The sequence below is a fragment of the Arcicella lustrica genome, assembly GCF_034930985.1.
GTDB classification, from domain to species: Bacteria; Bacteroidota; Bacteroidia; order Cytophagales; family Spirosomataceae; genus Arcicella; species Arcicella lustrica.
In genome coordinates this window covers 417,172-429,075 of sequence record NZ_JAYGIM010000003.1, presented here as the reverse complement: position 1 = coordinate 429,075, position 11,904 = coordinate 417,172, and the positions used below count along the sequence as shown (strand labels likewise).

The 11,904-nt window shown below is 34.5% G+C and carries 9 protein-coding genes; 5 read left to right on the top strand and 4 right to left on the bottom strand.

Annotated elements, in window-relative coordinates; translation table 11 throughout:
- Positions 1-47 precede the first annotated feature (47 nt).
- The gene (locus VB798_RS05175) at positions 48-1,490 is read right to left on the bottom strand and encodes a RagB/SusD family nutrient uptake outer membrane protein (RefSeq protein ID WP_323256661.1); all 1,443 of its coding nucleotides are present in this window, start codon (positions 1,488-1,490) and stop codon (positions 48-50) included.
- A 27-nt stretch (positions 1,491-1,517) separates the two neighbouring features.
- The gene (locus tag VB798_RS05170; RefSeq protein WP_323256660.1) at positions 1,518-4,526 is read right to left on the bottom strand and encodes a SusC/RagA family TonB-linked outer membrane protein; all 3,009 of its coding nucleotides are present in this window, start codon (positions 4,524-4,526) and stop codon (positions 1,518-1,520) included.
- Positions 4,527-4,847: 321 nt separating this feature from the next.
- On the opposite strand from VB798_RS05170, the gene VB798_RS05165 reads away from it, so the two are divergent.
- From VB798_RS05165 to VB798_RS05145, 5 genes are all read left to right on the top strand, one after another.
- Entirely contained in the window at positions 4,848-6,602 is a 1,755-nt protein-coding gene (locus VB798_RS05165) for a phospho-sugar mutase (protein ID WP_323256658.1), read from the top strand.
- A 229-nt stretch (positions 6,603-6,831) separates the two neighbouring features.
- Positions 6,832-7,449: a hypothetical protein gene (locus tag VB798_RS05160; protein ID WP_323256656.1), complete on the top strand. Its 618-nt coding sequence runs from the start codon at positions 6,832-6,834 to the stop codon at positions 7,447-7,449.
- Complete coding sequence (gene yidD, locus VB798_RS05155) at positions 7,430-7,864, top strand: membrane protein insertion efficiency factor YidD (RefSeq protein ID WP_323256654.1); 435 nt, start codon at positions 7,430-7,432, stop codon at positions 7,862-7,864. Before VB798_RS05160 ends, yidD begins: the two co-directional genes overlap by 20 nt.
- 53 nt (positions 7,865-7,917) lie before the next feature.
- A complete protein-coding gene (locus tag VB798_RS05150) occupies positions 7,918-8,760 on the top strand; it encodes a tetratricopeptide repeat protein (protein ID WP_323256652.1) in 843 nt (280 codons plus the stop codon).
- Entirely contained in the window at positions 8,708-9,580 is an 873-nt protein-coding gene (locus tag VB798_RS05145) for a hypothetical protein (RefSeq protein WP_323256650.1), read from the top strand. The genes VB798_RS05150 and VB798_RS05145 overlap by 53 nt, the downstream gene beginning before the upstream one ends.
- A gap of 65 nt (positions 9,581-9,645) precedes the next feature.
- Here VB798_RS05145 and VB798_RS05140 read toward each other — a convergent pair whose 3' ends face one another.
- Complete coding sequence (locus VB798_RS05140; RefSeq protein WP_323256648.1) at positions 9,646-10,089, bottom strand: TM2 domain-containing protein; 444 nt, start codon at positions 10,087-10,089, stop codon at positions 9,646-9,648.
- A 126-nt stretch (positions 10,090-10,215) separates the two neighbouring features.
- Positions 10,216-11,817, bottom strand: coding sequence for a peptide chain release factor 3 (locus VB798_RS05135; protein WP_323256646.1), 1,602 nt, complete (start codon positions 11,815-11,817; stop codon positions 10,216-10,218).
- Between the last annotated feature and the right edge of the window lie 87 nt (positions 11,818-11,904).

Genomic DNA, 11,904 nt, shown 5'->3' with positions numbered 1-11,904 from the left:
TTTCTTTTTATATCAAGAAAGCCTTTTTCATAAATTTATTTTAAATACTAATAACCAGGGTTTTGTTTAACATTGGCATTTGTACGAATTTCATTAGTTGGAATAGGTAACTGGAATCTAGCATCACCAACCGTTAAGCTTTTGAAACCATAAGTTGTTCCTGTTCCGTCGTATCTATCTCCCCAATTTGAACGAGCAATAGACAATCCTTTACGTTTAATGTCAAAGAAACGATGTCCTTCAAAAGCTAATTCAAGACGTCTTTGCAAATCAATTTCAGTTTTCAAAGCAGTACCACCTTCTTGGTTGTCAGCAGCTACAAAACCTATGTAACGGCTTGCTCTCAAAGCATTCAAATCTTTAAGTGCGTCAGCATCTTTGTTCAATTGTGCCAAAGCTTCTGCACGATTCAATAATACTTCTGCTACTCTGATTACCTTAGGGTCAACTACGTTTGCATTACCAGTAGTACGTCCGAAATATTTGATGATATTGTTATATCTGAATCCACCAAAAGTACTTGAACCGATATATGCCGTTTTACGAATATCATTGTCTTTGTATAATCTAAAAAGGTCAAAGTCAACAACATATTCAGAACGTACTCCTGATGCTGAACTTTGGCTATATTCAACACCGGGCGATACAGCGTCTTTATCAACAATTTGTAGTTTCAATAATACTCCGTCGTTACTTGCATCTTTCCAAATGCTTGAGAAATTGGCAATTGAACCCGGACTTGAACTTAACGCTAAAGACTGTGTAGCAGCATCGGCAGCTTTTTGCCATTGAGCTTCATACAAATACAAGCGTGAAAGTAAGCCATAAACTGCGGCTTTGTTGAAACGATAAATACCATTCCCACTACCGATTAGGCTTGCTGCTTCTACTAAATCTGCTTCAATTTTTGCATAATTAGATTTCACGGTTTCACGAGATGGTCTGGCAGTTGGGTCGATACTTGTAACGAAAGGAACACCTAAATCAGCATCACTTGCTTGTGTAAAGGCTTTTCCGTACAATTTAACCATGTCAAAATGAGCAAGCGCTCTTACTGCTAATGCTTCGCCTTTAAAGTTATTTTTGGCAGCTCCATCTGGCAATTTATTGATGTTAACAAGGATTCCATTGGCTCTACGAATAGAAGAGTATGCTTGTGTCCATAAATCCCAAGCGATGTCGCCATTATAACGCCATTCATGAAAAAAGCGATTTGATAAACGACCTGTTCGGCTCATGATAGCATTATCAGACATAATATCTGGAAGACTAATGGATGAACCAGCATAATATGAACCACCCGATAAACCTGATAAACCACCAACATTACGAGCATACATACCTCGTGCAGCATTATCAAAATCTGTTTGTGTTTCAAATGCTTGTGAATCCGTTACTGAGTTGTAGGGCGTTAATTCAAGTTCTTTTTCACTACAACTTGTTACTCCTATCAGAGTAAAAATGCCAAGAGTTAAAATATATTTTTTCATATTTTGAAAGTCTATTTATGGATGAATTTAGAAGGTTAAATCAATACCGAATGTTAATTGACGAGCAACAGGATAGCTATATCCACGGAATAAACCTTGTGTTTGTCCACCTGTACTTTCTGCTTGTCCGAAACCAATTTCAGGGTCACCTTTAGCTTCAAATGCGTGATACCACCAGTTTTGAGCCTGCGCATAAATTCTTACAGATTGAATTTTTGCTTTTTTTGTAATACCTGTAGGAATTGTATAACCTAAAGTAACATTTCTTAAACGAATAAAATCTCCTTTTTGTAAATAACGGTCTGTAGTGTAACTGATTCCAGTTGGTTCAGGAAGTACACCAGTATCACCAGCTTTTTTCCAATAATTCAAAGCATCTGCAGCTTGGTTATTATAAATGTATTCACCATCAGAGGTCAAGTCATTCCACAATGAGTTAAAGATATAATTACCACCAGAGTAATATAAATCAGCCCCTAAAGAAAAGCCTTTATAACTAATATCTGTATGGAAATTACCAAAACGAGTTGCCAAACGTGATTTTCCTTCTAATACTACTGCATCGCTTGGGCTATAATTTTCAACGATTTCACCATTGATATTATAGAATTGTTGAGCACCCGTTTGAGAATTTACTCCTGCATAGCGAGTCATAAAATAAACATCAATAGGTTGTCCGATTTGAAGTTTACTAAGACCTCCCGGACGGTTAATTCCATCTTCAGTAAGGGCTGTAACCTTATTTTTATTGATAGAATAGTTCACATTTACATCCCATTTCAAGTCTTTTGTATTGAGAATTTTATAGCCAAGCGTAAACTCTAAACCTCTGTTTTGTACAGCTCCTACATTTTCAGTTCTTGATTGAAAACCAGTTGTTGACGATAGAGGGCGATCATATAATAATGATGAATTGTTTTTGTTGTACCAATCCACTGTACCATAAAGACGATTATTCAATACCGAGAAGTCAACACCAATATCAGTAGCTGCTAGTTTTTCCCAAGTTAAATCAGGGTTTTGTACCTGTGAAGGGAAAGTAGCTGAAGTCAAGCCATAACTATTGTAACGATATAAACCTAATGAAGTATAATTACCGATACGGTCGTTACCTGTTAAACCATAACTAGCTCTAAGTTTTAATGAATTGATAAAGGTTAAGTCTTGTATGAATGATTCTTTATCTAAATGCCAGCCAGCACTAGCAGCACCAAATAGACCATAACGATTGTTTATCCCGAAACGAGAAGAACCATCACGACGAACAGATAAATCAAGGAAGTATTTTTGATTAAAATCATAATTGATACGACCAAATAATGAATATAATGCCCAATCTGATTTACCAGTAGATGCACCCGTTGGAGTTGATGAGTTATCTTGTGTACTTACTTTATCTGATGGAAAGCCTTTAGATGACAATGTATAAGTTTTTATTCTATCTCTGGTAAATTCTATACCTCCTAATATTTTGAAGTTATGAGTGTCATCAATTGATTTAAAATACGTAGCAGTATTGGTAAATACATAGTTGAAGTTTTGAAAACCATTATCTGTTTTTGAACCTCTTGCGGCTGGGTCACCAACGTATTGGTCTAATATTGAATTAGGCTTGATATAATATTCTCTTGCATAATCAGTATAAGTAAGACCAATCTGAGAACGTACTTCTAAATCTTTAATAGGAGTTAATGCTACAAAAAAGCTTCCTAATCCATTCACAATATTTTGCTTTTCTGTATTGTTTAAGATTGCTTCCGAGATACTGAAACCGTTGGCTGTAAGGTTGTAAGTTCCATCATCATTAAATTCTGGTTCATAAGCATTGTAAGCATAAATGGCATAAAATGGGTTTTGAACGTTGTAACGATCTCTTTGCTCATTCGTTTGAATAACAGAAAACTGTAAATTAGAACCAGTTTTTAACCATTTTGAAGCACGATATTCCAAATTGATTCTTCCAGTGTTCAAATCAGAGTTAGAACCGTTTACCAAACCACCAACTTTAGAAGTTTGTAAGCCGATGTTATACGAAAAGGCATCATTAGCTCCACTAATACCCAAACGATGTGTTCTTAACTGACCTTTCTGTAAAAGTGTTTTGAACCAATCTGTTTTACCAGCAGACAATCTTGTTACTTCTGCTTGATACTCTGCATCAGTCATCGTTGTAACATCATCCAGAAAATATCCATTGGTATAACCCAAGTCTTTTTCATAACGAAGCTTTTCTTCAAAAGTCATCATTTTGAAATTGTCAGGTGTTTTTTCTGAGTATCCTGCTTGGAAAGAATAAGTAATTTTTGGTAACCCTTTTTTCCCTTGTTTGGTAGTAACAAGAATTACCCCATTGGCACCTCTTGAACCATAAATTGCTGCTGAAGAAGCATCTTTCAATACTTGAACATCTTCAATTTCGTTTGGATTAATCGTATTTAAAATATTGATGCCACCTTGCGCTTCACTATTGGCAACTGGCACACCGTCAATTACAACTAATGGTTGTGAACCAGCCGTTAATGAACCTTCTCCACGAATACGGATAAAGTTTTGTCCTGAAGGACGACCATTCACTGAAGTAATTTGTAATCCAGCTGCTTTGCCTTGCAAAAGATTATCAAATGTTGAACCTCCAGCTTTCCCTTCTAAAGCTTTCCCTGAAATATTGGCTTGAGAAGCCGTAAGGTTTTGTTTTTTGGTTGTTCCATATCCAACTACAACTACTTCTTCGATGTCAGTTACATCATTTACTAAAGCAACATTGATAATGGTTTTTGTTCCAACAGCAATATCTTGTTTAATAAAGCCAACAAAACCAAAGGTTAATGTTGCATTATTTGGAACACTAATTTTATACGAACCATCGGCTGCAGAAGTTGTTCCTTTGGATGTACCTTTCACCGAAACACTCACACCAGCAAGTACTGCTCCATCCTCAGAGGAGGTTACTTTTCCTGAGACAATTCTGTCCTGAGCCGCCATTTTCAGCGTTAAAGTCAGCATCAGCACAAAAATCATTAGTAATTTTCTGTTCATGTTGTTGATTTTGTTGTTTAATTTGAATGTTTAGTTAGAATTGCTTGATAAACTAGGTTTTACTAAGTCGCAAAATTTATTCTTGAAAATTAACAATAAGTAAACAAATATTGATACTTTAGGTATTTCAAAGATAGCATTTGTTGGTAATATTTTACTATACAAAAGCTAATAAAATACATTATTTTATTAGCTAATTGCTAAAAAGTACCGCTCAATAAATCACTATTCACTAAAGGCATAGAACAGTATTCAATACAACAAATAATTTTTATATTTGTTGGTCGAAAAATCTCAGACTTTAACTTAACAAATAATACTATGATTGCTAGCTTAGACGCACTTACCCAAGAAAAAATCAACTTGTGGCTTTCGGGAAACTATGATGCTGACACAAAAGCCAAAATCCAACAACTTTTAGATGAAGGAAAAGAAACAGAATTGACAGATTCTTTCTATAAAGACTTAGAGTTTGGAACGGGTGGAATGCGTGGTGAAATGGGTGTTGGTTCAAACCGTATGAATAAATACACGGTTGGCTCTGCCACACAGGGTTTTGCCAATTATTTGAAAGCTAATTTCACTGGCGAAAGTATTAGCGTAGCGATTGCTCACGATTCAAGAAATAATGCTTCATACTTTGCGAAAGTAGCTGCAGATATTTTTTCGGCGAATGGCATCAAGGTTTATTTATTTAAAGAATTGCGCCCAACGCCTGAATTATCTTTTGCTGTTAGACATTTAGGATGTAATGCTGGTTTAGTAATTACGGCTTCGCACAACCCACGTGAATACAATGGCTATAAAGCTTATTGGAACGATGGTTCACAAGTAGTTGCTCCGCACGATAAAAATATCGTAGCAGAAGTAAACAAAATTCAATCGGTAGATGAAATCAATTTTACAGGAAATCCAGATTTGATTACTTCAATTGGCGAAGAAATTGATGCTGAATACTTGAAAACAATTCAAGTAAATTCAATAAATCCAGCAGTAATTACTCGTCAGAAAGATTTAAAAATCGTTTATTCTTCAATTCATGGAACAGGTATTACACTTGTACCAAAAGCGTTAAAATTATTAGGTTTTGAAGATGTAAACATCGTTGAAGCACAAGCAGAGCCAAATGGAGATTTCCCAACAGTGGTTTATCCAAATCCAGAAGAAACAGAAGCGATGACTTTAGCCATGAATTTGGCAAAAGAAATTGATGCAGATTTGGTAATTGCTACTGACCCAGATGCGGATAGAGTAGGAGCAGCAGTTAAAAATCCAGCGGGCGAATGGGTACTTTTGAACGGTAACCAAATGGCAAGTTTGATTATTTATTACTTGTTAGATGCTTGGAAAAAGGCAGGGAAATTGACAGGAAAGGAGTTCATCGCAAAAACCATTGTTACGACGAATATCATTGATAAAATGTGTGAAACACAAGGCGTTAAATGTTATAATACTTTAACTGGCTTTAAATTTATCGCTGCGGTAATTCGTGAATTAGAAGGAAAAGAGAAGTTTATCGGTGGAGGCGAAGAATCGTATGGTTATTTAATTGGTGATGCTGTTCGTGATAAAGATGCTGTTGCTTCTTGTGCAATGATTGCTGAATTGACGGCTTATGCTAAAGATAATGGAAAATCATTATTCGATTTCTTGACGAGTATGTATATGGAAAATAATTTCTATTACGAAGGCTTGATTTCATTAACGAAAAAAGGAAAGGCTGGCGCAGAAGAAATTCAGAAAATGATGGCTGATTTACGCAGTAATGTTCCGGCAACAGTGGCAGGTTCAGAACCAGTAACAGTAATTGACTATACGAACTTAACTTCAACAGATTTAAAATCTGGAGTAATTACAAGCATTCCAACAGGATTAGGAATGGAAGCTTCCAATGTAATTCAATTGGTTTTAGCAGATGGAACGAAAGTATCTGCTCGTCCATCAGGAACTGAACCTAAGATTAAATTCTATGTTTCTGTCAATGAACCATTAGAAAAAGCAGAAGATTTTGATGCTGTTCTTGCTAAATTGAAACAAAAGGTTTCAGCGATTCAAGAGGATTTGGGTTTGAAGTAAAGAAATCAATCACAAATAATAGTGATGCAAGAACCATCGTTTTTGTATCACTATTATCTTTATAAATCAGGTTTGGCCTAATTTTATTCTACCAAGAAACTGAGTCTGAAATCCCTATCTTATTTTAACTATGCTTAATAAAAGGTCAACATTTATTTTTGGGGTTCTGATAACCTTCTTCTCACTAGCTTTTACTTCCTCTAGTAATATCAAAAAAATAGGAGCATCGATGATTTCTCGTTCAGTAAGAGCAGGGAAGACTGTTACTGTAAAAGCTGATATTTTTTATCAATTAGCTGGTGGCAAAATGATTAGTCATTATTCTCTACCAAGTAACCAATATATTATTAATACTTCTAAAGGAGAAATTTCTATTTACGATCCTGTTAAAAATACTGTAATTCAACAAGTGAATTATCTTTTTAGTACAGAGACTTCTCAGTTTTATTATTTCCTGAATAACCAAAAGGCAGATTTAGGTTTAAGAGCAATGGGTTTTGTTAATAAAAATACCAAGTTCGAAAAAAACTTAATGATAAGTACTTGGGCTGCACCAGCACGATTGGCGAAAGATATAAAGTCGGTTGAGTTAGTGCATGATGGTGCTAATCCAATTTATACGAAGTATATCGGTGGGAATGGACAAGTAATCAAAAAGATGTATTACTATAATTATCAGAACTTTGGCGGGCTTGATTTTCCACTTACTGTTACTCAAATAGATTATTTCTCTGCTAAAGATTCTGTCATTGCGAAGACAACATACGCTGATATAAAAATCAATGAAGCTGTAAATAGCAAACTGTCAGATTTTACAATTCCTGCCAATGCGAAAGTCCTTAAATAAAGTTTCGGTTCATGTGATTTTGTTGATTTCCTGTTTTTTTCTTGCTCAAGGAATTAGGGCACAAAGTTTAAAAACAGATTTAACATATTTGATTCAAAAAGACAGTAGCTCAAAGCTTTCGGCTCAAACACAAAAACCTAAAACATTCAATCCGATATTACTGTTTTTGAATGGTTCATTAAAGGTTTATCAGAAAGTAATATCTCCACAATTTTCAGCCAATTGTTTATATGAACTTTCATGTTCAAGATTTAGCCAATCAGCTATTCAAGAATATGGTATTGTAAAAGGACTGGCACTTACTGCTGACCGTTTGGCTAGATGCAATAGAATAAGTGGAACTACAATTAATCCATTCAGAGTAAATGAACAAGGTAAAGTAATAGATTCTCCCAAGATGTATAAAATAGAATAATGGAACTACACAATTCTCTTTTTAGAAAACCTATCTCAAAAAGCTTAATCTTGATGCTTTTTGTCGCTATAATGCCTAAAATAGCTTGCTCTCAAATCAAAAAAGATAGTTTGTTTTTACAGTATTTGTTAGCAAAAGATGAGCATCGAGATGCTATTACTTTAATTTCTCAATTACAAAATCGTTATCCAGACGCTACACAGCAACGATTTGAACTTCCATATTGGAAAGGATTAGCTTTTTACTCTCTCAAAAAACTTGATTCTTGCACTTTTTATTTTTCGAAAGTAAATCCTTCGAGTCAATACTTTAAAAAATCATTATTCTTATCAGGCATTTCCTATAGTTATCTTCGTAATATTAATCAGGCTCAAAAATTGTTTCTTGCTGTTGATGCAAAAGATAGTCTGACTACGGCAATTCGTACTTTTGAGTTGGCAGGTCTTAATCTTTTAAATCGTAACCTTAGTGTATTTGATTCTCTTAAGAATCATTTTTCAGAGGAATATTATCCACTCCAAAAGCAACAAAGTAATTTTAAAGATTACAGAGAAATTATTCAGAAACAACAACGGAAGTCGCCATTGAAAGCCGCTTTACTATCTGCCATTATACCTGGAGCAGGGAAAATATATGTTGGTGGGCAATTAGGACAAGGGGTTTCAACATTTATACAAAATGCTATATTGGGTATGCAAGCTTACGAAGGTTTGCGAAAAGATGGAGTATCAAGCCCTAGATTTATTATTTATGGAGGTTTATTTAGTTTATTTTATATAGGCAATATTTGGGGAAGTGCTTTGAGTTTAAAAATCAAAAGACAAGAATTTAACGATAAGATAGATGAACAAATATTATTTGATATGCACATTCCTTTGCGTACTATTTTCAACTAAATCTTATGCTCAGGATTTTCGGGAAGGAGATAGCTTATTGTTGAACAAACAATATGATGTTGCATTGTTGACTTATGAAAGGAGTTATTTTGAATTAGTAGAATTTCCAGATACTACACTTTCTGCAATCAGTTTACAAGAAGCGAAAAATAACTGTTTATTAAAGAAAGTCTATTGCTTGAAAGTAATGGGAAAGTATGCTGAGGCTGGGAAAACAGCTTTGAGATTCGATTTGTCAAATTTATCGGATTCAAGTCAGTTTCTTTTGCGAAACGAGTTGATTGTATGTTATTATTTATCAGGTTTTTATGAGGATGCACTTAGTCAGATTCAGCAATTAAGATTTTTTGTAAAAGATTCTTTACTAACACAAAATAGCAAACTGTGGGAAATACTTTGCTTAACACAACTTAAACGCTATCCCGAAGCAAAAGAAGTATTTGGTGCTTATGCCAGCGCTAAAAATGTAAAAATGAATGTCGATTCCGTTTTTGCATTTGAAAAGTCAAACAAATTTAAAAATGTGAAAAAAGCAGCTGCTTTGGCTACTTTTTTACCCGGTGCAGGAATGCTTTATGTTGGAAATACTACAGAAGGCTTGGTTTCATTGGGTTTACAAATTGCCACACTTGGTTTTGGCTTTCATAATATTTCTAAAGGATATTACTTATCGGGTTTTTTTACTGGTTTTGGTTTGTTTCAGGCATTTTATTTTGGAGGAATAAGACGTACAGAATTATTGGCAGAGCAAAAGAATCGCCAATTGATAGACTTATATACAATGAAAGTAACCAAGGCATTAATAGAACTTGAAAATTGAAAAAGCCAAGAACGATATTTTGTTCTTGGCTTTTTTTATTAAGAAAAAATTGAAGACTATTAAACCTACCACATAAAGAATTTAGGGTTGTCTTCATATTTTGAAATACCTTCGTCGTTAACTAAAGCGATTAACAACACTACCCAGTCAACAAAAGCTACAATACCACAACCTCCTAAAGTTAGGATATACCCCACTCCAGTTAATGTTGCTGTACCCATGTAGAAACGGTGAATCCCTAAACCCCCTAAGAATGTTGATAATATAAATGCTGTTGCTGCATTTTTACTACCAGCTACTGAAGTTGTAGGTAAACTGCTTGTTGTAGCCAATGCATTATTAGATGCTTCAGCATTAACAGAAGGCATTAAACTTGCTACTTCAACACCATTGCTCAATGTTGCTTCTATGGCAGCATCATTAGCTAAATATTCACTTGGCGTAGAAGCGAATGATTTTGAACATACTGTTAAAAACAGCATAGATGATAAGACGATAATTTTTTTCATGGAAAAGACAGGATTTAAGTGAGTTCTAAATCTATTTAAAAGAACAATATAGCCAAAATACTGATATTTATTATTACCAAGAGTTTAAAACTTATTATACGGTCGATTTTCTTTGAAAAGTTATAATTATGCTTCAACCGCTCTCTTAAATTCCGAAGTAAAGTGAAATTGAATATCTGGATTATTTTGGATATTCATTCTTAAAATCCATTCTGATTCTGCTAAAAATACAAAGTTCCCGTCTTTATCTTGTGCGATGTTTTGAGCTTTTAATCTTACAAATTCTGTAAGTTTTTTCTCGTCATCAGAAGTTACCCAACAAGCTTTGGCAATGTCACGGTGGTCGAAACGACATTTTGCACCGTACTCATGCTCCAAACGATATTGAATTACTTCGTATTGAAGTTCTCCAACTGTTCCTACAATTTTTCTATTTCCTAAATGTGGTTGAACGAATAATTGTGCTACTCCTTCGTCAGTCAATTGTTGAATTCCTTTTTCCAATTGTTTAGATTTCATAGGGTCAAGGTTCATTAATTCTTTGAAAATTTCTGGAGAGAAACTTGGAATACCTTGGTATTGCATTACTTCTCCTTCCGACAAAGTATCGCCAATTTTAAAGTTTCCAGTATCATATAAACCAATTACATCGCCCGGAAAACCTTCTTCGATTACTTCTTTTTCTTGAGCCATGAAATTATATGGATTGTTGAAACGAAGGTTTTTATCTAAACGAACGTGTTTGTAAAATTTATTACGCTCGAATGTTCCTGAACAAACTCTTAAGAAAGCAATTCTATCACGGTGTTTTGGGTCGAGATTGGCGTGGATTTTGAAAATAAAACCAGTGAATTTTTTCTCTTCTGGTTCTACAATTCTTACGTCAGTTTTTCGTGCTTGCGTACTTGGGGCAATTTCAGTGAAAGTGTCCAATAATTCTTGCACACCAAAATTATTAACAGCCGAACCAAAGAAAACTGGCGCTACTTCTCCCGACAAATAAATACTTCTGTCAAAATCTCCGTAAACGCCTTCAATCAATTCAATATCTTCACGTAATTGATTAGCATCTTTTTCGCCTACTTTTTTGTCTAATTCTTCCGACCAAATATCTACTGAAACAACTTCTTTTTCAATTTTGGTTTTATTCGCATTGAAGATGTTCAGCGATTTTTCATAAATATTATAAACACCTTTGAAGTTTGAACCAATGTTGATTGGCCAAGTAAGCGGGCGTACTTTGATATTCAGTTTTTGTTCTAATTCATCTAGTAAATCAAAAGGATTTTGTCCTTCTCTATCCATTTTATTGATGAATACGATTACAGGCGTATTTCTCATACGACAAACTTCCATCAAACGTTCGGTTTGCTCTTCTACACCTTTTACGCAGTCGATAACCAAAATTACAGAATCGACAGCCGTTAAAGTTCTATAAGTATCTTCAGCAAAATCCTTGTGACCAGGAGTATCCAAAATATTGATTTTAAGATTATTGTACTCGAAAGTCATTACAGAAGTAGCTACCGAAATACCTCTTTGGCGTTCAATCTCCATGAAATCGGAAGTTGCTCCCTTTTTGATTTTATTTGATTTTACTGCACCAGCCGTTTGGATAGCACCTCCAAATAAAAGTAATTTTTCGGTAAGTGTTGTTTTTCCCGCATCGGGGTGAGAGATAATACCGAAAGTACGGCGTTTATGTATTTCTTCTTGTATGGTTGCCATTTTCAATCTATAAATGAGTGATTGAGTACTTTAATTCACCTCAATCCTGAAAAATCTTTTAAATAAGTTGCAAAATTACTCATAAAA

Bases quoted from the DNA above. Each gene is read 5' to 3' on its own strand.
- VB798_RS05140 (WP_323256648.1), bottom strand. From the start codon at position 10,089: ATGAAAAAAATTATCGTCTTATCATCTATGCTGTTTTTAACAGTATGT.
- yidD (WP_323256654.1), top strand. From the start codon at position 7,430: ATGCGAAAGTCCTTAAATAAAGTTTCGGTTCATGTGATTTTGTTGATT.
- VB798_RS05170 (WP_323256660.1), bottom strand. From the start codon at position 4,526: ATGAACAGAAAATTACTAATGATTTTTGTGCTGATGCTGACTTTAACG.
- VB798_RS05160 (WP_323256656.1), top strand. From the start codon at position 6,832: ATGATTTCTCGTTCAGTAAGAGCAGGGAAGACTGTTACTGTAAAAGCT.
- VB798_RS05175 (WP_323256661.1), bottom strand. From the start codon at position 1,490: ATGAAAAAATATATTTTAACTCTTGGCATTTTTACTCTGATAGGAGTA.
- VB798_RS05150 (WP_323256652.1), top strand. From the start codon at position 7,918: ATGCTTTTTGTCGCTATAATGCCTAAAATAGCTTGCTCTCAAATCAAA.
- VB798_RS05135 (WP_323256646.1), bottom strand. From the start codon at position 11,817: ATGGCAACCATACAAGAAGAAATACATAAACGCCGTACTTTCGGTATT.
- VB798_RS05165 (WP_323256658.1), top strand. From the start codon at position 4,848: ATGATTGCTAGCTTAGACGCACTTACCCAAGAAAAAATCAACTTGTGG.
- VB798_RS05145 (WP_323256650.1), top strand. From the start codon at position 8,708: ATGAACAAATATTATTTGATATGCACATTCCTTTGCGTACTATTTTCA.